General features: G+C 69.0%; 20 protein-coding genes and 2 pseudogenes. 8 read left to right on the top strand and 14 right to left on the bottom strand.

Annotated features, from left to right (window positions below; translation table 11 throughout):
* Positions 1–205: 205 nt before the first annotated feature.
* From CRP49_RS35280 to CRP49_RS35260, 3 genes are all read right to left on the bottom strand, one after another.
* Positions 206–850: a dihydrofolate reductase family protein gene (locus CRP49_RS35280; RefSeq protein WP_097256973.1), complete on the bottom strand. Its 645-nt coding sequence runs from the start codon at positions 848–850 to the stop codon at positions 206–208.
* 974 nt (positions 851–1,824) lie between these two features.
* The gene (gene pknB, locus CRP49_RS46295) at positions 1,825–3,768 is read right to left on the bottom strand and encodes a Stk1 family PASTA domain-containing Ser/Thr kinase (RefSeq protein ID WP_107487125.1); all 1,944 of its coding nucleotides are present in this window, start codon (positions 3,766–3,768) and stop codon (positions 1,825–1,827) included.
* 652 nt (positions 3,769–4,420) lie between these two features.
* Positions 4,421–5,290, bottom strand: coding sequence for a hypothetical protein (locus tag CRP49_RS35260; protein ID WP_143670052.1), 870 nt, complete (start codon positions 5,288–5,290; stop codon positions 4,421–4,423).
* 514 nt (positions 5,291–5,804) lie between these two features.
* Between CRP49_RS35260 and CRP49_RS35255 the strand changes: the two genes are divergently transcribed.
* Positions 5,805–7,076 carry a hypothetical protein gene (locus CRP49_RS35255; RefSeq protein WP_143670051.1) on the top strand — a complete coding sequence of 424 codons (1,272 nt, stop codon included), beginning with the start codon at positions 5,805–5,807 and terminating at the stop codon, positions 7,074–7,076.
* A 718-nt stretch (positions 7,077–7,794) separates the two neighbouring features.
* Positions 7,795–8,130: pseudogene (locus tag CRP49_RS49285) on the top strand (AbfB domain-containing protein); the annotation flags it as partial.
* A 337-nt stretch (positions 8,131–8,467) separates the two neighbouring features.
* On the opposite strand, the gene CRP49_RS35235 reads toward CRP49_RS49285, so the two are convergent.
* Positions 8,468–10,450 (bottom strand): TIM-barrel domain-containing protein, encoded by a 1,983-nt coding sequence (locus tag CRP49_RS35235; RefSeq protein WP_097256968.1) that lies wholly within the window; start codon positions 10,448–10,450, stop codon positions 8,468–8,470.
* A gap of 634 nt (positions 10,451–11,084) precedes the next feature.
* On the opposite strand from CRP49_RS35235, the gene CRP49_RS35230 reads away from it, so the two are divergent.
* The 3 genes from CRP49_RS35230 to CRP49_RS35220 all read left to right on the top strand — a co-directional run bounded on the left by CRP49_RS35230 (position 11,085) and on the right by CRP49_RS35220 (position 16,704).
* Positions 11,085–13,391: a beta-L-arabinofuranosidase domain-containing protein gene (locus CRP49_RS35230; protein ID WP_097257718.1), complete on the top strand. Its 2,307-nt coding sequence runs from the start codon at positions 11,085–11,087 to the stop codon at positions 13,389–13,391.
* Between the two features lie 159 nt (positions 13,392–13,550).
* Positions 13,551–14,969, top strand: coding sequence for a non-reducing end alpha-L-arabinofuranosidase family hydrolase (locus CRP49_RS35225; protein WP_097256967.1), 1,419 nt, complete (start codon positions 13,551–13,553; stop codon positions 14,967–14,969).
* A gap of 88 nt (positions 14,970–15,057) precedes the next feature.
* On the top strand, positions 15,058–16,704 hold the full coding sequence (locus tag CRP49_RS35220; protein WP_097256966.1) for an RICIN domain-containing protein: 1,647 nt from the start codon (positions 15,058–15,060) through the stop codon (positions 16,702–16,704).
* 618 nt (positions 16,705–17,322) lie between these two features.
* Here the strand turns inward: CRP49_RS35220 and CRP49_RS35215 are convergent.
* Together CRP49_RS35215 and CRP49_RS47080 are read right to left on the bottom strand one after the other, a co-directional pair.
* A pseudogene (locus CRP49_RS35215) lies at positions 17,323–17,916 on the bottom strand (indole-3-glycerol-phosphate synthase); the annotation flags it as partial.
* On the bottom strand, positions 17,853–18,218 hold the full coding sequence (locus CRP49_RS47080) for a hypothetical protein (protein WP_373560410.1): 366 nt from the start codon (positions 18,216–18,218) through the stop codon (positions 17,853–17,855). The gene CRP49_RS47080 and the pseudogene CRP49_RS35215, both read right to left, overlap by 64 nt.
* A gap of 244 nt (positions 18,219–18,462) precedes the next feature.
* Between CRP49_RS47080 and CRP49_RS35205 the strand changes: the two genes are divergently transcribed.
* Positions 18,463–18,852 carry a hypothetical protein gene (locus CRP49_RS35205; protein WP_097256965.1) on the top strand — a complete coding sequence of 130 codons (390 nt, stop codon included), beginning with the start codon at positions 18,463–18,465 and terminating at the stop codon, positions 18,850–18,852.
* Between the two features lie 476 nt (positions 18,853–19,328).
* On the opposite strand, the gene CRP49_RS35195 is transcribed toward CRP49_RS35205, so the two are convergent.
* Complete coding sequence (locus CRP49_RS35195) at positions 19,329–20,066, bottom strand: dienelactone hydrolase family protein (RefSeq protein ID WP_097256964.1); 738 nt, start codon at positions 20,064–20,066, stop codon at positions 19,329–19,331.
* 238 nt (positions 20,067–20,304) lie between these two features.
* Between CRP49_RS35195 and CRP49_RS48275 the strand changes: the two genes are divergently transcribed.
* On the top strand, positions 20,305–20,442 hold the full coding sequence (locus CRP49_RS48275; RefSeq protein ID WP_257033604.1) for a hypothetical protein: 138 nt from the start codon (positions 20,305–20,307) through the stop codon (positions 20,440–20,442).
* On the opposite strand, the gene CRP49_RS35185 is transcribed toward CRP49_RS48275, so the two are convergent.
* From CRP49_RS35185 to CRP49_RS35165, 5 genes are all read right to left on the bottom strand, one after another.
* On the bottom strand, positions 20,408–20,974 hold the full coding sequence (locus tag CRP49_RS35185) for a DUF6262 family protein (RefSeq protein ID WP_257033603.1): 567 nt from the start codon (positions 20,972–20,974) through the stop codon (positions 20,408–20,410). The genes CRP49_RS48275 and CRP49_RS35185 overlap by 35 nt on opposite strands.
* The gene (locus CRP49_RS48270; protein WP_257033602.1) at positions 20,971–21,492 is read right to left on the bottom strand and encodes a hypothetical protein; all 522 of its coding nucleotides are present in this window, start codon (positions 21,490–21,492) and stop codon (positions 20,971–20,973) included. The genes CRP49_RS35185 and CRP49_RS48270 overlap by 4 nt, the downstream gene beginning before the upstream one ends.
* Positions 21,493–21,565: 73 nt before the next feature.
* Positions 21,566–21,823 (bottom strand): hypothetical protein, encoded by a 258-nt coding sequence (locus tag CRP49_RS47540; protein WP_218892980.1) that lies wholly within the window; start codon positions 21,821–21,823, stop codon positions 21,566–21,568.
* A gap of 145 nt (positions 21,824–21,968) precedes the next feature.
* Entirely contained in the window at positions 21,969–22,436 is a 468-nt protein-coding gene (locus tag CRP49_RS48265) for a hypothetical protein (RefSeq protein ID WP_101416231.1), read from the bottom strand.
* Positions 22,437–22,674: 238 nt separating this feature from the next.
* Positions 22,675–23,658 (bottom strand): S8 family peptidase, encoded by a 984-nt coding sequence (locus CRP49_RS35165; protein WP_257033601.1) that lies wholly within the window; start codon positions 23,656–23,658, stop codon positions 22,675–22,677.
* A gap of 364 nt (positions 23,659–24,022) precedes the next feature.
* On the opposite strand from CRP49_RS35165, the gene CRP49_RS35160 reads away from it, so the two are divergent.
* Entirely contained in the window at positions 24,023–24,496 is a 474-nt protein-coding gene (locus tag CRP49_RS35160) for a MepB family protein (protein WP_097257715.1), read from the top strand.
* 229 nt (positions 24,497–24,725) lie between these two features.
* On the opposite strand, the gene CRP49_RS35155 is transcribed toward CRP49_RS35160, so the two are convergent.
* Positions 24,726–25,031, bottom strand: a complete 306-nt coding sequence (locus tag CRP49_RS35155) for a hypothetical protein (protein WP_097256962.1) — start codon at positions 25,029–25,031, stop codon at positions 24,726–24,728.
* Between the two features lie 86 nt (positions 25,032–25,117).
* A complete protein-coding gene (locus CRP49_RS35150) occupies positions 25,118–25,453 on the bottom strand; it encodes a hypothetical protein (RefSeq protein ID WP_097256961.1) in 336 nt (111 codons plus the stop codon).
* Between the last annotated feature and the right edge of the window lie 203 nt (positions 25,454–25,656).

Here is a 25,656-nt window from a genome sequence, read left to right as displayed (position 1 = left end):
GCGGCATCCAGCCCGACACCGCCCTGGCTCGTGCCCGCATTGACGGCGAACCGCACAGCAGCCAAGCAGGCCGATGAGCCATACGACCATTGGATAATTGCGGACGACTTCCGCGACCTGTATCGGCAGCAGCGCCCGCAACTACCCCATCATCTACTGAAATGCCGGCATCCACCGCGCCGGCATCCCCGAGTGGGCCCTCGCGTCACCTTCGCCAGAACAGGTGGTGCGTAACGCCGCTCGGGCTGGGCACGACCTCCAGGTGGAACCGGTCGAGCAGTTCATCGGGGGACTCCCAGAGTCGTAGTCCGGACCCGAGCTTTACCGGCGAGACCGCTACATGCATGGTGTCGACGAGGTCAGCATCAAGGAACTGCCGGATGGTGGTGACCCCGCCACCGAGTCGCACGTCCTCGCCCTCCGCCGCTTCCCGCGCCCGTTCGAGGACCGTGGCCGGGTCGCCGTCGACGAAGTGGAACGTGGTGTCGGAGAGCGCGAACGACGGGCGCTTGTGGTGGGTCATGACGAACACCGGAGTGCGGAACGGCGGCTCGTCACCCCACCAGCCGCGCCACTCATGGTCCTGCCAGGGTCCGCGCTGGGGCCCGAACTTGTTGCGGCCCATGATCTCGGCACCGATGTTGCGTGCGAAGTCTCGCGTGAAGTAGTCGTCGAGGCCCCGGCTCCCCCCGGGATCCGTGCGCATGGGCCAGCTCGCCGTGGCTCCGGCCCAGGCGAACAGCCTCTCGGGGTGGTCCTGGCCGAACGGTCTCTCGAGACTCTGGTGCTCACCGGCACCGATTCCGTCACTCGAGACGTTGAAGTTCATGACTCTGAGCAGTTGATCCACGTGTTCCCTCGTCAGGTCCTGTCGCGTCATCGTGTGGCGAGGCGCCGCACATCATGACGTCGAACGGGACGTGGCCGGATCGACAGCGGTCCGTATCTTTTTTTCCACGGCGTCGGGAAGCGGCCCCGCTGGCGGTGTGGCGTGGCGGACGCGGACGGCATCGACGTGGCCGGAGTGACCGCCGCGCGACCATTCGCATGCGTCGCAACGGGCGTCACCGCCCATCCAACCGCTCCGACCGCCAACCCGGCGAACCTTCCCGGTCAGAGCACACGGCCTGGCGGGACATGCTTGAGCCGTACGAGCCGTGGGCCACGCTGCACACCCGTTTTCGCCGGTGGGCGGCGGACGGCACGTTCGAGGGGATGCGCCGCGCCGCACGGTCCCGGGCGGACGCCGCCGGCGACATCGTGGGGTTACGAGGTAGCCCGCACGTGGGATGAGGGTCAGTTCGTGAAGATCCTGTCATCGACCGTGGCCCCGGCAGCGACGCGGGCTACGCCTCGCTGCCGGTGACGTCACGGACGGTCGAGCGCTCGGCCGAGGCAGTGCCCGTTGGAGACGGCGACCTGCTGGAGTAAGATCCCCGCGCCGGTTCCGGCCCGCCCGTGGAACACCGCCTGCTCAGACCGGACGCCAGTGACCCGGCTCGGCCCACCCCACGCCGACCGCGCCGAGCCCGGCGCCCCGGTCCCCGGCCGCCACCCCACCTCGTCCAGCACGCTGCCCGGCCTCATGGTCACCATGTACCGACACGCGATGATCAACGACCACGCGTACCAGCGGGGGATTTTCGGGCTGGGCCACTGCTCGGGCAACGGACCGATGAAGGGACTGCCCGCGCCCGCCCACGGCGGGCGGCCCGGTCACGGCGGGCGGCCCGGTCACGGCGGGAGGCCCCGTCACAGCGGGAGGCCCCGTCACAGCGGGAGGCCCCGTCACAGCGGGAGGCCCCGTCACAGCGGGAGGCCCGGTCACGGCGGGCCGGACGAGACCCAGATCCTGATGGTGCCACCGGGATCGATGCGGCTGGAACTGCTCGGCTCCTGCCTGACGACCTCGCCCCTCGGCCAGACCCTGTCCGGAACGCGTTGCTCCTTCAGCTTGAAATGCCCGATGTCCGCACAGATGCGCGCGTTCGCCACGGTCATGTACTGGAGTGACGGCGCTTCGGGTTGTTCATCGGTCGCGCTGTCGCAGCCGGAGAGTTCGCCAACGGCCCTGGGGTCACCGCCGGTGGAGATCCAGACCTTGACGGTGCCGCCGACGGCGATGTCCTCCGTTCCCGGCTCCTGTCGTGCCACCTGGCCGGCCGGTATGAGCCGGTCCTGAACCTTCCCGGCCTCCACCAGCTTGAGATGGGCGATGTCGGCGCAGATCCGGGCGGCGCCCGGGGTCCTGCCCTTGAGCCAGGGAGTGGAGACCTTGCCGTGCTGCTCCTCGACCTCGCAGTCGGCAAGGTCGCCCTTGGCCCTGGGATCACCGCCCGTCGACACCCAGATGGTGATGGTGCTGCCCCGCTTGACCGACTGGGAGATCTCCGGTTCCTGCCGCGTGACGGTGTCCTTGTTGTACTTGGCCCCAATGGTGGACTTCTGGTCGATCTTCAGTCCGGCGATCTCCGCACAGGTCTGCGCCTCGGCGGGCGACATGCCCGTGAACGAGGGCGGGTTGAAGCCGCCGCCCCAGGAGGCCGTCGGATCGCACGAGAGGTACGGTCCGGTCGCCCGCGGATCCGGCGTGTGGGCGAGGTCCGGGAACACGTACCGTGTGCCGAACACACTCGCGGCCACCAGGAGCGCGGCGACGGGAACCGAGGTCAAGGCGACGATCCTGGCGTTGCGCAGGGTCCGCCGTTGAGCCTGCTGCCTGCTCGCGACGAAGCGGAAGGTCGCAGCGATGGCATCGGTCGCGCCGGCGTCCGCGGCGACGGTGCGGAACGTGAACGTCTCGGCTGCACCGGCGTCGACGGTGACGTCCTCGGCCGTGACCGTGGGGGCGGAGTGCAGCGAGTGGGTGGGTGCTTCGCCTACGGCGACCCGGCGGATGTCATCGGCCATGGCGCGGGCGGTCGGGTAGCGTCCGGCGGGATCCTTGCTGAGGGCGCGGGCTACGACGGCGTCGACGGCCGGTGGCAGTGAGGGGTTGAGCGTGGACGGGACCGGCGGCGGCTGCTGGACATGCTGGTAGAGCACGCTCATCGGCGACTCGCCGTCGAACGGCGGTGTGCCGGTGAGCAGTTCAAAGAGCATGCAGCCGACCGAATAGAGGTCGGAGCGGGCATCGGCGGGCTTGCCCTGCGCCTGCTCCGGCGAGAGGTACTGGGGCGTGCCGAGCACGGTGCCGGTCCGGGTCATCGCGGTGGCGTCCGACTGCAGCGCACGGGCGATGCCGAAGTCCATCACCTTGACCGCGCCGTCGCCCGTCGTCATGACGTTGGCGGGCTTGATGTCCCGGTGGATCAGCCCTTGCCCGTGGCTGCACTCGAGGGCGTCCAGCACGGCCGCGGCCACAGCCAGCGCGCGGTCCAGCGGAACCGTGCCACCGGCAGGGTCCGCGCCCCGTTCCCGGATGAGCTCGCGCACCGATCGGCCCTGTACGTACTCCATGACGATGTACGGCACGGCGCCGTCGGGGCCGGTGTCCTCGCCGCTGTCATGCACGGCCACGATATTGGTGTGGTTGAGCGCCGCGACCGCCTGGGCCTCACGACGGAAACGCTCGCGGAAGGAGGGGTCACGGGCCAGGTCCGCGTGCAGCGTCTTCACCGCGACGGTGCGTCCCAGCACCGTGTCGTGGGCACGGTACACGGACGCCATGCCGCCCTCGCCGAGAGGTGCCTGCAGGACGTAACGGCCTAGTCCGACCGAGCTGATCGGCCCCACCGCGTGCAAGTTCTCGGTCTCCTCGACGTCCATCGTCCCCGCCTTTTTCCCCCAGCTGCCGCCTCGGTGCGAGGCCCCCACCGTGTGAACGTCGACTTCGGTGGCGCCCCGCCGGCCGAGTGTGGCGACCGCAGCCCCTGTTGACGAGCCTTCACCGACCGTCACCAGTGCTGTCCCAGCCGCGCGGCGGGCGTGGTGTGCATGACAAGCGACCGTAATGCGTCAGTGTAGCCGAGTCGAACCGTTTACCCTCTGCCGACGTTCGCCTGGGTGCCCCACGACCGGTCGCCCGGTACGTCATCATCAAGTTGCCCTGTTCAGCGGGCAACTCGGCAACGACAGCAGAAGAAGCCGAGCCTGTCAGATCAGGTCCGTCCGCCACTTCTCTCGGAAGCCGGTCCGGTCTGCGTACGGCAATGCGAGGAAGTACGCCATCGGGGCCAGGTGCACCGGCACCCGCCGTCGCCTTCGGGATCAGGTCGGCGCCACGCGCCCAGGCCACGGCCACCCGTGACCGGTGTGGTGATCTGCCGTAGCGGCCGAGCACCTTTCAGGCCGGCGAGCCCATGAGGTGGTGGTCAGTCAACCTCCGCCTCTGCGACCAGCGCCTTGAGCACCGTGCGCAGTTCGGCCAGTTCGGCCGGGTTGGGATCGGCCGGTTCGTGCGGCACCAGCGCAGCGGGGTTCACCAAGGGGGCGGTGCCCTCCGGACCAGGTGCGGCCGTGGCGCGGGCAAGGAGCGCGCCGTTGTCGGGCGGCGGGGTGCCGAGGCCGTCGCTGAGCCGCCGCAGTGCGGCCGCGAGCGGGGCTGTGGGAAAGGGAAGTCCGTGGGGAGCAGCCCGGCCTGCTGGGTGTGGTCGTCGCCGCGGAAGTCCAAGGCCCAGTTCTCCCAGCCGGGCAACGGCCAGTTGTGGATACCGGCCACGGTCTGCACGGCCCAGAGGGAGACGGTGCGGGCTCGCGGGTCGAAATGGACGCCGCCGTACGGCATGTCGGTGGGAGGAGGGGTGGTCGGCGACGCAGTGAGCAGGTCGATCAGGCCGGGGCCGTCGGCGATGTGCTCGATGGGCTCCCGACCGCTGCCCCACGCGCGAACGCTTCCGTCGGGCAGGCGCAGGGAGACGACGGACCAGGGCTCGGTGTTCTCGGTGTCCGCGAACCAGGAAGGCTCGAAGGTCTCGAACCAGCCCGGCGGACGGGTCAGGTCCCTGCCGAGGCCCAGGTGGTGCGTCAGATCACCCATGCCGTCGTGCGCGAAACGGACGTCCCAACCGGGCCATGTCCGGGCCAGTACGGCACGGGCGGCGAGGTGGTCGGCCCAGCTGTCCGCGAAGGCGAACCAGAGCAGGATCCGCTGGTCGTGGTCGACGAGTGCGGCGCCCTCGCACCACACGTCGTCGAGCCATTCGTCGGTCTCCCGATTGACGCGGAAGCAGCGTGATGCCGCGTCTGGACCGGGCAGCAGATCGTCAACCACCCGGTTGGCGGCCCAGTGCGATTGGTACCGCTGCCAGGCGCCGTTCTTGACCACCACGTACTGCGCTCGTGCTCCCATGACCGGCGAGGCTAGCGCCGCTGGACGACGGGCGACGAACGCTTTTCAGACGACGAGTTCGGGTTGGTCTCCCACGACTCGGTGAGCGCTTTGCTGCTGGCCTCCTGGCCGGCCGGGCCAGCCACCGTGTGAGCGCAGCACGCGCCCGTCGAGGGTGGTCGCGTTCCACGAGATGCAGCAGCGCAAGCGTTGAATTCACCATCTGGGAGAACCGCAGCATCAAGACCGGCGTGCCGGGACACGGTGCCGTGCCGCCCGGCGCCTGGGCGCGGCTCGAACTGATCTGCCCTGGCGACCTCGTCGGTCCCTGCGCCACATGACGCGTTAACCGCACCTTCTCTGGCTGCCGAGGCACGCCGCAACGGCTGAGACATGCAAAGACCAATGCAGTCTGCGGGCGCGGCTGAATTTTCGCTTGTTCGTCATCTCCAGGCCGCCATTGATGCCATGTCGCGCTCCCTGGGGATCCAGTTCACTGGAGCGCCCCCCTCAACCGGACCTGAAAGAGGGACGCATGTCGAGACGCATGCTGAAGCGCGGGTTTGTCACGCTCGTCGCTGTCGGCCTTGCCTCTTCCGTGATGTCGACCACCACGGCATCGGCGGCCGGCACCCCGCTGACGCTCGCCGTGTTCGGCGACTCGCCGTACGGCAAGTCGGCGTACGCGCCCGCGGGGCAGACCGCGGACACGTCGCAGTTCCAGAAGACCCCGGCCTTCATCGGCACTATCAACAGTGACCCGACGATCAGCGATGTCATCCACGTAGGCGACATCCACTCGGGCAAGGAGTTCTGCACCGACGCCTACGACGCCTCGATCGCCTCCGTGTGGCAGACCTTCACCAAGCCGCTCGTGTACACGCCGGGCGACAACGAATGGGCCGACTGCCACAAGGCGTCGAGTCTCGCCTCGCCTGGTCAGGGCGGCGGCTTCTACGACTCGGCCTCCGGTGCGATCAACTACATCGGCACGAGCGGCCTGTCGACCAACACGGCGGACTGCGTCAGCTACCACTGCGGCAACCCGCTCGACAACCTCGCCAAAGTCCGGCAGGACTTCTTCGCGCAGCCCGGCCGCACCCTCGGCAGCGGAACACTGAACGTGGTGTCCCAGGCCACTGCCTACGACCCGAGCCACCCGGGCGACGCGCAGTACGTCGAGAACGTGAGGTGGGCGCAGCACGACATCGTCTTCGTGACCATCGACGTGCCGGGCGGCTCGAACAACGACGCCGACCCCTGGTACAAGGTGCCGACCGCGACTCAGGCGCAGACCGACGAGCGAACCAACCGGACCGCGGCCGACGTCCGCTGGCTCGATGCCGCCTTCGCCGACGCCCGGGCCGAGCACGCCAAGGCCGTGGTGATCACGGCACAGGCCGACATGTGGGACCTCGATGGCAAGACCAAGGACCACCTGACGAACTACGAGCCGATCATCAGCGAGGTCGCGGCGAAGACGACCGAGTTCCGCCGTCCGGTGCTGATGCTCAACGGCGATTCACACCTGTACCGCTCGGACAACCCGCTGTCGCCGACGGCGACGTGCACCAGCGAGACGGACCCGGCCACCGGCGCCGGCGCGTGCGCCCACGACCCGCACAACAACGCCTGGAACGAGCACCCGTACTACAACGTCCCGAACTTCCACCGAATCGTCGTGCACGGCAGCACCACCCCGCTGGAATGGCTGAAACTGACCGCAGACCCGAACGCCAACTACCCCGTCACCGACACAACCTACGGCCGGTTCAGCTGGCAGCGGATGCCACAGCCACAGCTGTGAAACCGCTGAGCGCACACGACCGGCCACGGTGTCCCATCCGGACTCCTGGCCGGTCGCGTCCCCTGACGACCTGGAAGTTGTCCCGGTTGCCGAAGGTTGGCTTCGCTATCTGCGGTTCGGTCGGGACCGGGCGGAGCTGACCACGAAAGGCGTACGCCGGAGGCGTTGCTCTCTACCTGCGGTGGTGTGGCGTGACAGGCCGGGAGTGGAGGGCGGCGGACCGGGATCTGCCCGCGAGGCGCAGGGCGAGGACGGTGGGTTGTTCCTACCGGCCGCGACCGGTGCACCGGCTCAAGGAGCGTCGACCGCCAGCTCGAAGAGGCCCTCACCCACGGCGCCGACCCGCTCCACCTCTCGCTCGTCTTCAGCATCGACGAGAAGACCGCTCCGTTACGCGCACTCGGCACGGCAACTTCTCCAGACGGACCTCGAAACAGGGATCGAGGAGTCTCGTTACTGACTTCGGCTCGTCAGGGTGAACGTCCTTGAAGCGGCCGGCGGCTTGCGGGGCACGATGCCCGTCGACCTGACCCTGCCCAACCCCAATGCCTCGGCGCAGAACCCGGACCAGTCAGCCCAGCCGTACACGGACACGATGGCGCCGCCCTCTCCGTGGAAGACCACGGCCGGCCCGAGCCGTGACCGCTCCGTCGCCCCCGGGACGTTCGGGACCCGCTGTACCACCTCCTCGGACGGAGTGAAGGTGTGCGGCAAGGCCGAGCCCACCGCCGTCAAACAGAGCGCCACCCTCACCGTCGTGCCCGGCCTCGCCGACGCCAACTGCTACTCCTTCCGCGACTCCTCCGGCCGCTATCTGCGCCACTGGGACTTCCGGGTCCGCTTCGACAGCGGCAACCGCACCGACACCCTCAACAAGGACGCCACCTACTGCGCCCGCCCAGGCGCCGCCTCAGGTTCCGTCCGCCTGGAGTCGTACAACTACCCCGGCCGCTACCTGCGCCACTACAACTACGCGCTGCGCGTGGACCTCTACCAGGACACCGACACGTTCCGAGCCGACAGCTCGTTCACGGTGGTCAGCCCCTGGGCCTGACCTGTCCGGCCCACCCCCTGCCGTGCTGTCGCGGACACCCCCGCGGCGGCGCGGCCGTCTGTCGCCCCGCACGCGGCCACGGCTGCGTCCGGCGGCCCCGGGGGCGAGGACGTCACGCCACCGCACCGCTCCAGGCGCGCACCGCTCCAGGCCGTCCGCCACCACGCGCAAGAACTCCGCCTCGACACGGTCACCACCGCGACAGGACGCCGCGACGCAACCTCCCGCGTGGGGCCGACCCGACGCCGACAGGGATGCCGGGGCCTGTGACGCCGGTGAGTCCCGGCCCGGGCCGGCCGCGGCGATCAACCGCAGATCGCCCTCTGTGCGAAGGAGGTCAGCTGAGCCAGGCCGCGACGTCGGCCCCTTCCCGTATGAACACGGGGATCCGTTCCAGTGGGGCCCGGACGTCGAGCGTCGTTCCGCCCTGCAGCACGCGTCCGGTGAACGCGTCGAGCCAGCGAGCGCCGGACGGCAGATACACCTGGCGGGCCCGCGCGCCCGCCTCGTACACGGGTGCCACCAGCACATCGGGTCCGAGCAGGAACTGGTCGTCCACGTCCCATGCCTGCTCGTCGTCGGGGAAGTCGAAGAACAGCGGACGCATCGGCGGGGCGCCGGTTCGGTGGGCGTCCTCGGACAGCCGCGTCAGGTACGGACGCAGCCGCTCGCGGAGCATCAGGTGGTCGCGGAGGATGCCGTACGCCTCTTCCCCGTAGGACCAGACCTCGTTCGGGCCGCCGGTGATGTCCGTGGAGAACGTGGGGTGGTTGGGCCTACGGTCGCCGTGCAGCCGCATGACGGGGCTGAAGGTGCCGTACTGGAACCACCGGATCAGCAGCTCGCGGTAGGCGGGGTCGTCCGGGTCGCCGCCGCCGAAGCCGCCGATGTCGGTGTTCCACCACGGGATGCCGCTCATCGCGACGTTCAGCCCGGCCCTGATCTGGCGCGCGAGGGAGTCGAAGGTGGTGGGGATGTCTCCGGACCACAGCAGGGCCCCGTGCCGCTGGCTGCCCGCCCACGCGGAGCGGACCAGCGACAGCGGCCGGTCCTCACCCGCCGCGCGCAGGCCGTCGGCCACCGCACGGGTGTGCAGGAGGGGGTAGAGGTTCGCGACCTCGGCAGCCGGGCCGGCCGCGTAGACGGCGCGGTCGGCGGCCTCCCGGGGCAGGTCGGGCTCGCAGGCGTCCAGCCAGAAGCAACTCACGCCCAACGCGTGGTAGTTGGCGTCCAGCCGCTGCCACAGTGCCGCGCGTGCTCCGGGGTGGGTGGCGTCGTAGTACGCCATCGGGCGGGTCAGTGCATCCCCGCTGTGCCGGGACGGCCACGGGAAGGTGAGCAGGCCGCCGTCCGCGTCCCGGACGAGGTGTCCGGACGCGCGCAGTTCGTCGAAGGTGTTACTGCCGGGCTCGACGGTCGGCCACACCGACACCGCTAGCCGCACCCCGAGTTCGGTCAGCTCCTTGACCATGGCGGCGGGGTCGGGCCACTCGCTCTGCTCGAAACGCCAGTCGCCCATCCTCGGCCAGTGGAAGAAGTCGCAGACGATGACGGCCAGCGGCAGTCCGCGCTCCCTGTACTGCCGTGCCACCGCGAGGAGTTCGTCCTGGGTGCGGTAGCGCAGCTTCGACTGCCAGAAACCGGACGCCCACTCCGGGAGGAGGGGCGGGCGTCCGGTGACACGTGTGTAGGAGTCCAGGATCTGGGCCGGGGTGTCGCCGGCGGTGATCCAGTAGTCGACGCGCCCGCCGGCGTCGGCGGCCCACCGGGTGGTGTCGGTACCCAGTTCGACGCGGCCGGTGGCGGGGTTGTTCCACAGCAGTCCGTAGCCGCGCGAGGAGTGCAGAAAAGGGATGGCCGCCACGGTGTTGCTCTGGACCAGGTCGACCACGCAGCCCTTCTGGTCCAGCAGCCCGTGCAGATGCTGCCCGAGGCCGTGCAGCCGTTCCCCGTCGTACGCCTCGAAGTGCTGTTCCGTCCGGCCACCCGCCGCGTGCACGCGAGGGCCGGCGTGGTGGACGTACGGCGTCTTGTCGGCGAGGAGTTCGCGGCCCGAGACGGCGTGGCGGAACCTCAGCCGGCCGTCCGCCGAGGCCTCGACCGCCAGGCGGCCGTTGACCAGGCGGGCACAGCCGTCGTCCGATACGGACAGGTCGGTGTGCGGGGAGGGGGAGGAGCTCTCCAACGCGCCGGGGGCGGCGGGGTCGAGGGTCCCGGCCGAGGCCCGCACGCGGACGGCGTCCGGTCCCCAGGGCTCGATGCGGAGGATCTCTGCGGCGGTGTGCCGTTCCAGGCCGCCCGCGCGGATGCTGTAGGACAAGGGCGATTCCTCGCTTCGGCTCAAGCGCCCGAGCACATGGTCCGTGCAGGCACGGGCAAATGTCGGTATCTGCGCGTTCAGCTGGAGCCGCGCAGGCGGGGGCGCGGACCCGTCAACAGTTCGAGCTGACCTTATCCATCTCTCACACTCCTCACACTCCTTCTCGGCACATCCAATGTTTGGCTCGGTGGCCAGGGCGTCGACCGGACAGAGATCTGGAGGTAGCCAAGTATTTCGTGTCGCAAGACTAGACAGAGGCAACGTTCGTATCCGTTAATCCATCCCATGTATCAGTGGAGAGGACCGGTGGGACCAAGCCCCCTATGGACCACAAAGCCTCCTTACCTGGCCGCGCTGCCGCCTGGCCCACAGTCGCCGACTCCGGGCGGAGTTCCGACGATCGAACAGGACGAACCACAGTGCCGGATGAGACTCACGCGAATCAGTTCTCGCCGGCATGGCGGCCAGGACAGTGGCCGCCATCAACGCCTCCGCTGTGATGTCGGCGGCCTGCTGGACGTATGGCGCCACATCGACAGCAGACAAGCCCGGGACGGCTGCGCCCGACCGCCGGACATGTGAGCCAACGCACCAACGACCAAGCAATCGTTCTCCCGTCACGGAAAGGGTGCAGGTGTCTTCCTCTGTCAGCAGACGGCGCCTCCTGCAATTAGCCGGGGCCACCGCCGCCGCCTCTGCCACCGGATCCTTCATCGGCAGTTCTCCCGCCCACGCGGCCATCCCTCCCGCAAGGGCCGACATCGGGGTCTCCGCGCACCCCTTCGAACTCGGCCGGGTTCGGCTCACGGCAAGCCGGTGGCTGGACAACCAGAACCGTACGCGGAACTACCTGCGGTTCGTCGATGTCGAGCGGCTGCTGTACAACTTCCGGGCCAACCACCGGCTGTCCACCAACGGTGCGGCTGCCAACGGCGGCTGGGACGCGCCGACGTTTCCCTTCCGCACCCACGTGCAAGGGCACTTCCTCACGGCATGGTCACAGCTGTACGCCGTGACCGGGGACACCACCTGCCGGGACAAGGCAACCAGCATGGTCGCGGAGCTGGCCAAATGCCAGGCCAACAACAGCGCCGCCGGTTTCAGCGCCGGGTACCTCTCCGGCTACCCCGAGTCCGACTTCACCGCTCTCGAGCAGCGGACCCTGAGCAACGGCAACGTGCCGTACTACACCATCCACAAGACCCTCGCCGGCCTGCTGGACGTATGGCGCCACATCGGCAGTACACAGGCCCGGGACGTGCTGCTCGCCCTGGCGGGATGGGTCGACTGGCGCACCGGCCGGCTGAGCAGCCAGCAGATGCAGGCCATGCTGCAAACCGAGTTCGGCGGCATGAACACCGTGCTGACCGACCTCTACCAGCAGACCGGCGACGCGCGGTGGCTCACCGTCGCCCAGCGCTTCGACCACGCCGCGGTGTTCGACCCCCTGGCGTCCCACCAGGACCAGCTCAGCGGACTGCACGCCAACACCCAGGTACCCAAGTGGATCGGGGCCGCTCGGGAGTTCAAGGCCACCGGCACCACCCGCTACCGGGACATCGCCACCAACGCCTGGAACATCTGCGTCACCTCGCACACCTATGCCATCGGCGGCAACAGCCAGGCGGAGCACTTCCGCGCTCCGAACGCCATCGCCGGCTACCTGAACCAGGACACGTGCGAAAGCTGCAACACCATCAACATGCTCACCCTCACCCGGGAACTGTTCACGCTGGACCCGGACCGGGCCGCGCTGTTCGACTACTACGAGCAGGCGTGGCTGAACCAGATGATCGGCCAGCAGAACCCGGCCGACGACCACGGCCACGTCACCTACTTCACCCCGCTCAACCCGGGAGGCCGACGCGGTGTGGGCCCGGCGTGGGGCGGCGGCACCTGGAGCACCGACTACGGCACCTTCTGGTGCTGCCAGGGCACGGGCCTGGAGATGCACACCAGGCTGATGGACTCCGTCTACTTCCGCAGTGACGACACGCTGATCGTGAACCTGTTCATGCCCTCGGTGCTCACCTGGTCGGAGCGCGGAATCACCGTCACCCAGACCACGTCGTACCCCGTCAGCGACACCACGACCCTGCAGGTCACCGGCAACGCCGGCGGAACCTGGGCGATGCGCATCCGCATCCCGAGCTGGACCACCGGAGCCACCGTCAGCGTCAACGGCACGGCGCAGAACATCACCACCACGCCCGGCAGTTACGCCACCCTGACCCGCTCCTGGACCTCCGGCGACACGGTCACCGTCCGCCTGCCCATGCGGATCGTCCCGCGAGCTGCCAACGACAACGCGAACGTCGCCGCGATCACCTACGGCCCGGTGGTCCTGTCCGGCGACTACGGTGACTCCTCGCTCAGCTCCCTCCCGTCGCTGAACACCTCCTCGATCACACGGACCAGCAGCGGTTCGCTCGCCTTCACCGCCACCGCCAACGGCTCCACCGTCGATCTGGGCCCGTTCCACGACGCGCACGGCCACAACTACACCGTCTACTGGAACACCAGCGGCACCGTCCGTCTCGCCAACGTGGCCAGCGGTCTCGTGCTGGGCATCCAGAACATGTCCACGGCCAACGGTGGCCGCGCTCTGCAGTGGAACGACTCGGGCACCGCCGACCACGACTGGCAAATGATCACCGACGGAAACGGGTTCCGATTCCGCAACGCCCACAGCGGCAAGGTGCTCGGTGTCCAGGACATGTCCACCGCGGACAACGCGACCGTCCTGCAGTGGTCGGACAACGGCACCGCCGACCACAGATGGACGCTGCTCGACCAGGGAGACGGGACCTACAAGATCCGCAACGCGAACAGCGGAAAGTTGCTCGCCATCGCGAACAACTCCACCGCTGTCGGCGCCTTCGCCGTCCAGGACTCGGACAACGGCACCGCCGACAACCGGTGGCGCATCGTGAGGGACTGAGTCCGCCGCGGAACCACTCCTGGTCTCTGCGCCCTTCAGCTTGCTCGACGCTTCGACCATCATTCGGCATACCGAACGCAGAGCCGGGTCGTAGCACATCAGTCCGGACAGCCTCTGACGGGGCCAACCGGAACCGCTCACCCAAGAAATGAGATCCCCATGCGCAGACGTAGTTTCCGCCGCAGTCACCTGTCCGTGGCGCTCGCCGCGACGGCCGCGACCATGGTCTCGTTGGCGGCGATGCTCGTCGCCGGCCCGGCTCAGGCGGCCACCAGCGGCGCTGTGCGCGGTGTTGGTTCCGGCCGGTGTCTCGACGTGCCGGGCGCCGGCCAGGCCGACGGCACGAACCTGCAGATCTGGGACTGCAACGGCGCGACCAACCAGCAGTGGACGCTGACGGACAGCAGCCAGCTGACCGTGTACGGCAACAAGTGCCTGGATGTTCCGGGCCACGCCACCACGGCCGGGACCCGCGTGGCGATCTGGGCCTGTAACGGTGGTACGAACCAGCAGTGGCGGGTGAACTCCGACGGCAGGATCGTCGGCGTGGAGTCCGGGCTGTGCCTGGACGTGTCGGGCGGCGCCACGGCCAACGGCACGGCGGTGCAGCTCTGGCCGTGCAACGGCGGCGACAACCAGAAGTGGACCGGCCTGTCCGGGACGGGCAACGCGTGTTCTCTTCCGTCGGCATACCGGTGGACGTCGACCGGTCCGCTGGCACAGCCGGCGAACGGCTGGGTCGCGCTGAAGGACTTCACCACCGTGACGTACAACGGCAAGCACCTGGTCTACGGGACGACCTCTGACGGATCGTCGTGGGGCACGATGGGGTTCAGTCCCTTCACGAACTGGTCGGACATGGCGACGGCCACCCAGACCGGCATGCCCTCGTCGGCGGTGGCGCCCCAGCTGTTCTACTTCGCGCCCAAGAACACCTGGGTGCTGGCCTCACTGGGGTGGGGTACCGCCTGGCCCTTCACCTACCGCACGTCCAGCGACCCCACCAACCCCAACGGCTGGTCCGCGCCGCAGGCGCTGTTCACCGGCAGCCTCCCCACCGGCGGCGCGATCGACCCGACCCTGATCGCCGACGGCCAGAACATGTACCTCTTCTTCGCCGGTGACAACGGGAGCATCTACAAGTCGACCGTGCCGATCGGGAACTTCCCGGGCAGCTTCGGCTCCTCGTACACGACGGTGATGAGCGACTCCACGGCCAACCTGTTCGAGGCGCCACAGGTGTACAAGGTCCAGGGCCAGAACCAGTACCTCATGATCGTCGAGGCGCAGGGCGCGAACGGCCGCTACTTCCGCTCGTTCACGGCATCCGGCCTGAACGGTCCGTGGACACTCCAGGCCGGCAGCGAGAGCAACCCCTTCGCGGGCAAGGCCAACAGCGGTGCCACCTGGACCAACGACATCAGCCACGGCGACCTGGTCCGCAACAACCCCGACCAGACCATGACCATCGACCCCTGCAACCTGCAGTTCCTCTACCAGGGCAGGAACCCCGCATCGGACGGCACCCCCTACCAGCAACTGCCGTACCGGCCGGGCGTGCTGACCCTGCAGCGCTGATGCGCGCATGATCACGAGCTCGAGATCGTCGATCGTGCCCATAAGGACCGCAAACAAGCGGCTCCCGTTTGCCTCCCAGGAAGGCCCCATGGTTCCCATACACAGACGACTGCTGCGTCTCCTCGCGGCCACCGCGCTGACGCTTTCCGCCTGCGTCACCGCCTCTACCAACACGACGGCCGAGGCCGCACCGGGCAGCCCCGCGCTCACCCCGCCGCTGGGCTGGAACAGCTGGAACAGTTTCGGATGCGGTGTCGACGAGACGCAGGTCCGCCAGGCCGCCGACGCGATGGTGTCCTCGGGCATGAAGGACGCGGGCTACCGATACGTCGTCGTCGACGACTGCTGGTTCGACCCACAGCGCGACGCGGCGGGCAACCTGCGGGCCAACCCGACCAAGTTCCCCAGTGGGATGAAGGCGCTCGGGGATTACATCCACAGCAAGGGGCTGAAGTTCGGCATCTACGAGGCGCCCAACGAGCGCACGTGCGCGCAGGGCGCGGGCAGCTACCCCGGCTCCACCGGCAGCAAGGGCCACGAGGCCCAGGACGCCGCCACGTTCGCCTCATGGGGCGTGGACTACCTCAAGTACGACTGGTGCTCCTCCAGCGGCACCCTGGACCAGCAGGTCGCGCAGTTCACCCTCATGCGCGACGCCCTGCGCGCCACCGGCCGCCCGATCGTCTACAGCATCAACCCCAACAGCTTCCACGCCATCACCGGCGCCACGTACAACTGGGGTGAGGTCGCCGACCTGTGGCGGACGACCGAGGACCTGCTCGACGTCTGGCAGAACGGCAACACCAACAGCTACCCGATGGGTGTGGGCAACGTCCTCGACATCGACGCGCCGCTGGCCGCTCAGTCGGGTCCGGGACACTGGAATGACCCCGACATGCTCGTGGTCGGCCGTCCCGGACTGTCGCTGACCGAGTCCCGCTCCCACTTCGCCCTGTGGTCGCTGCTCTCGGCCCCCCTCATCGCGGGCAACGACATCCGCACCATGTCCAGCGACGTGAGCGCGATCCTGCGCAACCCCCGCCTGCTGGCAGTGAACCAGGACCCGCTGGGCGCGGGCGGGCGTAGGGTGCGCGACGACGGCGACACCGAGGTCTTCGCCAAGCCCCTGTCCGACGGCTCGGTCGCGGTCGGCCTGTTCAACCGGGGAGACAGCACCGCAACCGTCACCACCACGGCCCCGCAGGTCGGCCTCTCCGGTGGCTCGTTCACCCTCACCGACCTGTGGACCGGCGGCACGTCGAGCACCTCCGGCCAGATCTCGGCGAGCGTCCCGGCGCACGGTGTCGCCGTGTTCAAGATGACCGGCGGCAGCCCGCCGGCCTCCACCACCGCGCGCCTGCGCGGTACCGGATCCGGCCGCTGCCTGGACGTGGATCGCGCCTCCACCGCGGCCGGGACGACGACACTGATCTGGGACTGCCACACCGCCGCCAACCAGCTGTGGACCACCTGGGCCGGAGGCGAGATCCGCGTCTACGGCGACAAGTGCCTGGACGCCTCCAACCAGGGCACCACCAACGGCACGCCGGTCATCATCTGGCCCTGCACCGGCCAGGACAACCAGAAGTGGACCGTGCAAGCCGACGGGTCGATCCGCAACGTCCACGCCGGGCTGTGCCTCGACGTCAACGGGGCCGCCACCGCCAACGGAGCCCCGGTCATCCTGTGGACCTGCACCGGCCAGAACAACCAGAAGTGGACCACGCTCCCGTAAACCGCCACCCCTGCCCACGCGGGGAGAAGCCCGATCGGAAGAGGGCAGTCCCCTGACAGCCAAGCTACGGGCACTGCCCTCCTCCACCCGGACCGGGACTTCAGAGTGTGCAACGTGAGCTCTTGTCCGTTTGGTGATTGAGGTTGGGGAAGGACCGCTGGTCGCGGGTGGGGGGACGCCTCATCGCCGCGCAGCACCCAGCGCGGGCAGCACCGCAGCGGCGGCGTCGGCGACCTCGTAGTGACCGCCACGGCCAAGTCGCAGGGACTGACGCTGCTGCGCCGCGACCGGGACTTCGAGTGCATCACCGCGGTCACTGGCCAGCCGGTACGGCCCCGGAGCCGGCAAACGGACTGAGAGCGAGCACCGGCCGTTCCGGGAAAGCCTTGACCATCCGTCTTGCAGCGCGAAACGGGCTTCACCCTAGCAATGTGCACACGCGAAGAGGCTCCCCAGCCTGATGTCCGACCGAGCCCAGCCAGACGCAATGCCCGTGCGTGCACGCGCTCTGCCCACCAGTCTTGGCGCCCCGTGCCCATAGCGCGCCCGTAAGACCGGACAATCACGGACCGCTTGAGCAAACCCCCTCACGCCACCCGTCCACTCCACCACGACGCTGCCTCTCCGCAGGTGCTCCGTGGCCGCCTCGATGAACTCGTGCACGGCGCTGCGCGGGTCTCCCGAGCGGACCAGTGCTTCGCCGACCAGTACCACGTCGGCTCCCCAACCGCGGTACTCCGCAACATCCTTCGGGCCCGTCACTCCGGATTCCGCGACCTTGACGGTGCCTTCCGGGATGGCCGTCACGAGGTCGGCGAACACCTTGCGATCCACGTCCAGCGTTGTCAGGTCCCGCGCGTTGATGCCGAGGAGCTCGGCTCCCGCAGCGACAGCGCGCCGCACTTCGTCGGCCGTGTGCGCCTCCACGAGCGGCGTGAGACCCAACTCCTTGCACAGCCCCATCAGGTCGGCGAGCTGACCGTCGTCCAGCGACACGGCCATGAGAAGCGCAAGATCGGCCCCGTGCGCGCGAGCCTCCCACAGCTGATAGGGGTCGACAATGAAATCCTTGCGCAGGACGAGCACGTCGACCCGGGCACGTACGGCGTCCAGATCGGCGAGCGAGCCGCCGAAACGCCTGCGCTCGGTCAGCACGCTGATCGCAGCGGCACCACCGGCCGCGTTGGAGGGGCGGCCCACGGCGCCGACAGCCGGCCCTCGGCGAACAGGTCCTCCAGCGCGGTCCGGCGCCGACGGTACGGCCACGCCGTCGTCTCAGTGCCGGCCAGCCGCAGCACGTCGAAAGCAACGAAGTGGGACGGCCATGTCCTAGAGGCCTCTACTGCCCCTGCTCCACGCCGCAGCCGGCCTTGGAGACGCTCGAACGCCAGCCGCCCGGACTCCCACACCACCAACTCACCACCCAGCGCCGTCGCGTCCGGCAGCCACCGCTTCTCTGGGGTTCTGGGCTGTGGCGTTAGCGACTGGTTCACGTTGGTGCAGCTCAGCGTCATTGATTGGGAATCTAGCCACTGCGACAGGTGTGGTGCTGTCGCCTGAAGGGGCTGTTGGGCGGCCATCTCGTTGACGAGGCTGCCGTGGAGCCCGGGTGGCACTGCGGGGCCGTGCGCCGGGTACTGTCGCCGGGCGGTCCGCATCATGGCGAGGGTGTCCACGTTCTTCGCCATAGGACGATCTTGGACACCCTCATTCTCGTCTCCGCAGGCACCCCTTGGACCACACCACCAGGAGGAACCAGTGTCATACCCGCAACTGCCCACCCCCGAGGAGAAGCTCGCCGACGCGAAGAAGCTGTTGAGCCTCCCGCGTATCGTCGTGATCTGCGGCTCCACTCGTTTCATGACCGAGATGAACGAGGCCGATCTGCGGGAGACCAAAGCCGGAAAGATTGTCGTCAAGCCGGGTTGCGACATGAAGGCGCCGCACGAACTTTGGTCCGATCCTGTCGAGGCCGAGGCGCTGAAGGTTCGACTCGACGATCTGCACCGAGCGAAGATCCGGCTCGCTGATGAGGTGCTCGTAGTCGGCGACTACATCGGAGACAGCACCCGAGCCGAAATCGCCTACGCCCGGTCGCTGGGCAAGCCCGTGCGGTTCACGCATCCCGAAGTCGACCCCGACGCCTGAACGCCCACCCCCACACCCTCCGCAGGCACCCCTTGGAATCGATCATCTAGGTCTCAAGGCGGCGTGGAAAACGTGGAAGAACGACCGCGACGGTGAAGACGCGGACGAGGAAGAGGCAAAGGAGGGCGGCCCCAGCTCGTTGGAGGTCGCCGCAGTCACCTTCGCCAACGGCGGTGACAACATCGGTGTCTACGGGGTTCAGCCGAGATACGCGTCAAGGGGGCAATGAGTAGATCTTGATGCGGCTTTACGCGTGGTCAGCAGAGTGACGCCGCAGTAAATGCGTACATCTCGCCCTGGAAGCCGGAACGGTCGGCCGCAGGTCGCGACGATCACGGCCAGGGCTCCGTCGCGGTAAATCCGTTATTTACTACGGCAGTTGTGAATACATCTCCGCGATCGCACAACTGCCCGAATGCGGGTCTGCTGTGCAGTGCGCGACCCGACGAGGCCTGGCACCAACATGTTTGCCTGGGTCATGCCCCCAAGTTCTCCAGCACAGGCAGGCACTCGGCGAGAAGGTCGACGACGTCGCGCCAGGCTCGCTGTGCGTGCCGTGAGTGGTAGCCGACGCCGGGGACCACGGTGTGGTCGACCGGTGGGTGGTGGAAGGCATGCAAGGCTCCGCCGTAGACCGTGAGGCGCCAGTCGACGCCTGCGGCCTGCATCTCGGCGGTGAACGCGTTCCGTTGCGCGGGCGGCATGATCGGGTCTTCCGACCCGACCCCGGCCCACACCGGGCAGCGAATGCGCGCCGCCTCGCCCGGTCGGCCCGTGGTCAGTGCGTTGACCGTCCCGATCGCGCGCAGGCTGACGCCGTCGCGCCCGAGTTCCAGCCCGACGGCGCCCCCGGTGCCGTAGCCGACGGCGGCGATCCGGTCGGGGTCGGTCCGCGGTTCGGTGCGCAACACGTCGAGCGCCGCATGGCCGATGCCCCGCATCCGGTCGGGATCAGCGAGCAGTGGCGTGCAACGGGCCAGCATCTCCTCGGGGTCACCCAAATAGCGCCCGCCGTGAAGGTCGAAGGCCAGCGCTACATATCCCAGCTCGGCGAGAGCATCGGCCCGGCGGCGCTCGACGTCGCTGAGCCCCATGCCCTCTGGTCCGAGCAGCACCGCGGGCCGGCGGTCGACACCGGCCGGGAGCGCGAGGTGCCCGATCATCGTCAAACCGTCGGCCGGGTACTCAACCGTACGCGTCGTAGTCGTCGTCATGAGACTGGACTGTAGTGATCGTCGAGCCCGGTCCGGCCGGTGTTCTGCCGCTGGCAGAACAGCGCGGGTGTCCCTCTGAGATACGGCGAGGGCCCCGGCGCTCAGGGCTTCAGGATCATCCCGTTGCCCCTTTGGCGCGTATCTCGGTCACACCCCTCTACGTCCCTGTGTTCGCCACCGCCGGCGTCGGCGGGATGAGCGTGTATGCCGTGGTCTTTCTGACCCTGGTTGCGGTGTGGTGCTCGCGGGAAGGTTCTTCGCCACCCGTCCGGTCGTCGCCAAGGCTCTCAGCCGCTGGGGCCACATTCTGCTGCCGCTGGTGCTGATCGCGATCGGTCTGCTCATCCTGATCGAGGGCGGGGCCTTCGGGCTGTAGGCGGGCCCGTTCCCTCCGGCGTGTGGTTCAGCGCCCGGGTCAGTTCACGGTTGGCGGCGCGTGCCGCGTCCAGTTCCTCGGTTCGTTCGTCCAACTGCCCCTGCACGTCGGCGAGTTGTTGTTCCAGTTCGGTGATGCGGCGCTGAAGCTGGTCGAGGCCGGCCGGGGCACCGAGGCCGGATTCGGTCCAGACCGTCGTGCCCAGCTCTTCGGACAGCCGCTTTTCCAACTGCCGGACGCGTGCCGTCAGCCGGGTGTTGCGTTCCAGGGCGTTGGCGAGGTCGGTTTGGAGCGAGGCTCTGCTCACGGCCGCTGTTCTGCCTGCCTCGGCAGGGGTGGTTGCCGCGGCGTGGGCGCGTTCGAGCAGGTCGCGGTGGCGATAGAGGAAGGTGCGGTCGACACGGGCGGTGCGGGCGAGGCCGGACACAGTGATGTTCTGACCGCTGCGCAGGGCCGCATCCAGGGCCTGGAGGACGCGTTCGCGGCGGCGGGCGGAGTCGGCTCGTTTCCCCTCGATCATCGGGCTGGTCACGCGGTGGGCCTTTCGGGACGTAGGTCGGGCAGGGGCTGACGGACTCTGGGCAGGCCGAGAGAGACGACCTGGCGGGTGCGGCGGACGACCTGGACGGCTTGCTGAGTCTGGGCGCGGTCCTCGTCGGTGAGCTCATCGAGGTCGGCGCGGACGCGGCTGATGAGGCGACGGACGCGGGTGATCTCCTCGTCGGACGGCATGGCCTCGCCCTTGGCCCAGTCATCGGCGCTGAAGGCGGCCAGGCGTTCGCGGCTGCGCAGCAGGTCGGCGAGGTAGGACTCCGGGTCGGGTAGATAGGAGACATCGGTGCGGAAGTGGCCGCAGCCCACGCAGCGGAAACGGACGGGGCAGTCGTGGCCGCCGGCGGCGACGACGGCTTTTACGAGCCTCCCCCGGTGGTGGAGTTCCCGCAGGACGGCGGGGCGCCGGTGGTGCGGTTCACCGGTGAGGATGGCCGCGAGTGCGTGTTCCGGTTCGAGGAGTTGCCGCTGCCGGGGCTGCACCGGGACTTCGCGCACGCACTGGGGGTGCGGATCGGGCCCGGCGGTGGGCGCCGCACGCAGCGGACGGCGAGCAGCCAGTGGCAGACGATCAAGCGGTTCCTGCTGCTGATGGACCAGCTTGCTGAACCGCCGCGGCGGGTGGAGGAGCTGCGGGTGCGTCGGCCGCGAAGGTGCCCGGGGAGTAGGGCCGGCGGCCACTGACCAGGTGACCGCCGGCCACGCGCTGGGCCTTGCTGCCCGGTGTGATGCCGCACACCTTCGCGTCCGGGTTGGCACCGAACACATCGTCCTGGACCTGCTGGGAGAAGGTGGCGCCGAACCAGGTGCACACGTTCAGCAGGGCCACGGCCCAGGACGTCGAACCGTCGCCCTGGCGACCTCGGCGATGGTCTGGGCCGCGGTGGCCATGTCCGACGCGTGGCCGCCGTAGCGCTTCGGCACGAAAAGCTTCAGCATTTCCGCGCCTTCGAGCGCCTTGATGTTCCACGCGGTCAGCCGAGTCCGTCGGCCCCGACCCGGACGGCGGACTCGTCCAGCAGGGAGCTGCTCACCGGCTGCTGCCGCCCGTCGAGGTCGAGAACCGGGGTCGCCTCCTTGTACCAGGAATTATCACGGATCCGTCTCGTTCCGTGTGGCTGTCGTACGGCTGACGCGGAGGCCGAGCCGATCCCGTTCGTCTCCAGCACAGCGAGGGTCGCGTCCCGGTTCTCCCAGGGGTTCTGGGCGGTCTGCGCGGTGGAGTCGGGGTTGCGGCCGAACAGGTAGCCGCCCTCGCTCCCCATGGTCCCCAGCGCCAGGCGGAAGGCCAGGCGCGGCCACTTGGCCCGGTAGGAGCCGCGGGGTACGCGGCCCTCCACCTCCGGCAGAACGCGGCTGCCCGGTCGCCAGAGGATGGCATCGGTCCGCTTCGCGCCGGCCAGGTCCCGGCAGGCCAGGAACCGGCCGACGCCGAGCACCACGGACTCGGCGGGGCAAGGTAGGGGTGAACTCGCTCCAGACTGCCTGCCAGGTCCGGACGATCGCCGGTAGCGGCCCGCCCGGATCGGAGGCGGCGAACGCCTCCAGAGCCTGCTCGGCGGCCGTCCCCGCGACGACCGGGTCAGCACGGTGTGGGCACGGTGGCCGCGCGACTTGCGGCCGCCATTCCGATGAGGCGCGGCGCTTGGGTGACCGTGCGATCGGGGCGGCCGGGGCACGTCAGATGCCGCCGGTGTTGAGCAGCCGGTTGGGGGTGTCGGAGCGGACCCCGCGCAAGACACCGCGGGTGGCCGCGTGATCGAGCCAGACGTGGACCTCGTTGGCCGTGGCGTGGGGATGTGCCGACAGGTACAGCGCGATCACGCCGGTCGCATGCGGCGCGGCCCAGGACGTCGCGCCGTCGTTCTCCGTGGTCGTACCGCCGCCGGCGAGGGCTGCGGTCACCTTCTGACCGGGGGCGTACAGGTCCACGCAGCGTCCGTAACCCGATCCGTAGGAGTCGGTGTCGCTCCACGCGCGGTCGTTTGAGGTGGAGGCCGCCACGACGATCGTGCCGGGGACGCCGGCCGGGGAGTGCTTGCAGGCGTCGTCATGGAAGTTGCCGGCCGACACCACCGTCGGGATCCCCGCGTCGACCATCTTCTTCACGGCGGACTCCACGGCCGCCGACCGGTGGTCGAAGTTGAGCGACATGTTCACCACCGCGGGCTTCTGCGCGTGCGCGGTGACCCACTTGACCGACTTCACCACGGCCGCCTCGGCCGCCGTCGGGGAGCCACCGCCCTCGCTCTCGCACAGGACGCCCTGGACCCGTACGAGCTCCGCCTTGGGCGCCACCCCGTACTTCGCCCCGCCGATGATGCCCGCGACGAACGTGCCGTGGCCCATCCCTGCCTCACTGAAGCAGTCACCGGAGTCCTTCGGGCCCACGAAGTCGGCGCCGAGGTGGGCGCGTCCGCCGAACTCCTTGTGGGCGATGTCCATCCCGGTGTCGATCACGTAGACGTGAACGCCCTTGCCCGTGGCGGTGGTGGTGAGCTTCCCATTCAGCGGCCGCGACCGCTGGTCCAGGATGTCCAGGTTCCACGGCACGTGCCGGGTGATGGGCGACACTCCGGTCTGCGCGATCCCGGACAACTTCCCCACGGCGCCTGGAGACGTCGGTGCCGAGCCGGACGACACCGCGCCCCCGGAGAGCGCCACGGACTCCCCCTTCCCGTGCGCGGGGAGCTTCCCACCGCTCCCCCCGGGCGCCGAGCCGGCTCCCCCACCGCAGGCCGAAGCCCCGAGTACCGTCGCCATAGCCACCGCCACGAGACCGGCCTTCGTCACGTTCCGTGTCACAACGCCCCCCACATCCCTGCTTCGTACACAATCAGCGCACAAGACGACCACAGGAAGCGGGCGGTTCCAGCGGGGTGTTCCGGTGGGTCGGTTCACGCGCTCGACGGAAGCCTGTCCGGCCGCTTCCGGGGCGGGACTTGATGCCGGTCCCCGGAGCCCTCCCCATCCTGCAAAGAGAAGCGTTCGGGGTCGTCTTGGCCACGCGGAACCGGACCGAGCGGCCATCGAGTGTGAACGCGCACGCAGCGTACTCGGCGCCTTCCGGCTCGGGCACCGGCAGCGAGCAAGCGAAACCACCGGCGGCGTACACCAGCGCCTGAAAGTGGGCCAGTTCGTCACCGTGTGGCAGCGGTCCGAGAAGGGGCCGATCCGGCCCTTCGACGCCGACGACCATGTGGACCTCTTCGTCATCAGCAGCCGCCACAAGGACGGCTTCGGACAGTTCGTGTTCCCTGGCGAGGTGCTGTGCGAACACGGCATCGTCTCCCGCGACGCCTCCGGCGGGAAACGCGGCTTCCGCGTGTACCCGCCGTGGGTAACCACGACCAGCCGGCAGGCCCGCACCACGCAGGCATGGCAGGTGAACTACTTCCTCCACCTCGGCCAGGACGGCCCTGCCGACCTGACGCGCGCCCACGCCCTCTACCGCCCGTACCCGCATCAGCGGCACGGGGGGACAGACGGCGTACATCCCTGAACGGGAGGCCACGAAGCGCTGCGGTGGTGCCCGAGTCGTCGTGCGGAGCGCCGCTGACGCAGCTGCTGCCTCAGCGACACCAGCCCGGACACCGCGAAGGCCGGCAACGACACCACCAGTGCCGCGATCTCCACCACGTACCCCCACCCTCGAACGTCTCCCTCCTCCCCCAAGGACTCCCACCAGCCTCGGCGTTGGCAGCACTCGCGGTCGAAGCCGGGCGGGCGACCTAGCGCTCATCGCAGAGGCCGAGCACGCCACGCATCCGTCGTGCGACCGCTTCGGACACAGACTTCGCGGGCTGCTGCGCCTCGCCGGCGCCCACGCGCACCAGACGGCTTTGGACCACCCACTGACCCAGCACGCGGTCTGCGGCGCCGTGCTGCCGAGCGTGTTCGCTGGACTGCTCACTCGCCGCCTGGAATGGCCCACCATACGGATCGAGCAGGCCGAGCACGTGCGGCGTGATGCGGTCGGCCTGGTGGCTCTCGTAGAGGTGGCTACGGTGCTCTGCGGCCGGCCCGAGCCAGGCCATCAGCTCCGGTCCGGCGCCACCAATCCCTCACGGTCTCCCGCACGGCCGCGCGGACGACGCTCCTGCCTGCAACTCGACTTGCTGCGCTAGCCCTCGCCGCCCGATGCCGCCCGGAAGCCACGGTCTTGAATCACCGGGAAGGCATCCTGCGTGGTGGCCACCCACGCGTCGATCTCGGCATGGGACGTCCTGATGGCGCTGATCAGCTGGTTGAGCACGTCCAGCTTCGGCTGGCTGACGTTCAGGCTGAGCTGCTCCAACGACACCTCTCGGTACGGCATGCACAGCTGCCACCAGAACCGCATGAGGTAGCGGCACTCCTGCGGCTCGCGGTCGTCCGCAAGGCGATCATGGATCACCGCTTGGACGCGCCGCCGCTGATCACCGTCCCGAAAGCCCTTCCCCAGGTCCGTCAAGGTCACTGTCGGACACTAGCAACCTCGTTCACTGCGCCTGACGTGTCCCGTAGACGAGGCGCAGCAGTTGTCACGTGCGAAGCGCGCTACTTGACACGAATCCGGAACAGTGCCGGTTCGGGGAGATGACCTGGCCCGCACGTATCGGGGGCCTGTCGGTCCGATGTCGGCGGCTTGTCGGCGGGGTCCGGCACCTTTCCATCAGAGCC

Source organism: Streptomyces sp. Ag109_G2-15 (genome assembly GCF_900215565.1).
In the GTDB taxonomy this organism is placed as follows: Bacteria; Actinomycetota; Actinomycetes; order Streptomycetales; family Streptomycetaceae; genus Streptomyces; species Streptomyces diastatochromogenes.
This window is presented reverse-complemented; position numbering and strand designations above follow the sequence as displayed.

Coding starts and splice junctions, on each gene's coding strand:
- pknB (WP_107487125.1), bottom strand. CDS start 3,768: ATGGACGTCGAGGAGACCGAGAACTTGCACGCGGTGGGGCCGATCAGC.
- CRP49_RS35260 (WP_143670052.1), bottom strand. CDS start 5,290: ATGGGAGCACGAGCGCAGTACGTGGTGGTCAAGAACGGCGCCTGGCAG.
- CRP49_RS35255 (WP_143670051.1), top strand. CDS start 5,805: ATGTCGAGACGCATGCTGAAGCGCGGGTTTGTCACGCTCGTCGCTGTC.
- CRP49_RS35225 (WP_097256967.1), top strand. CDS start 13,551: ATGCGCAGACGTAGTTTCCGCCGCAGTCACCTGTCCGTGGCGCTCGCC.
- CRP49_RS35220 (WP_097256966.1), top strand. CDS start 15,058: ATGGTTCCCATACACAGACGACTGCTGCGTCTCCTCGCGGCCACCGCG.
- CRP49_RS47080 (WP_373560410.1), bottom strand. CDS start 18,218: ATGACGCTGAGCTGCACCAACGTGAACCAGTCGCTAACGCCACAGCCC.
- CRP49_RS35195 (WP_097256964.1), bottom strand. CDS start 20,066: ATGACGACGACTACGACGCGTACGGTTGAGTACCCGGCCGACGGTTTG.
- CRP49_RS35155 (WP_097256962.1), bottom strand. CDS start 25,031: ATGGCCTGGCTCGGGCCGGCCGCAGAGCACCGTAGCCACCTCTACGAG.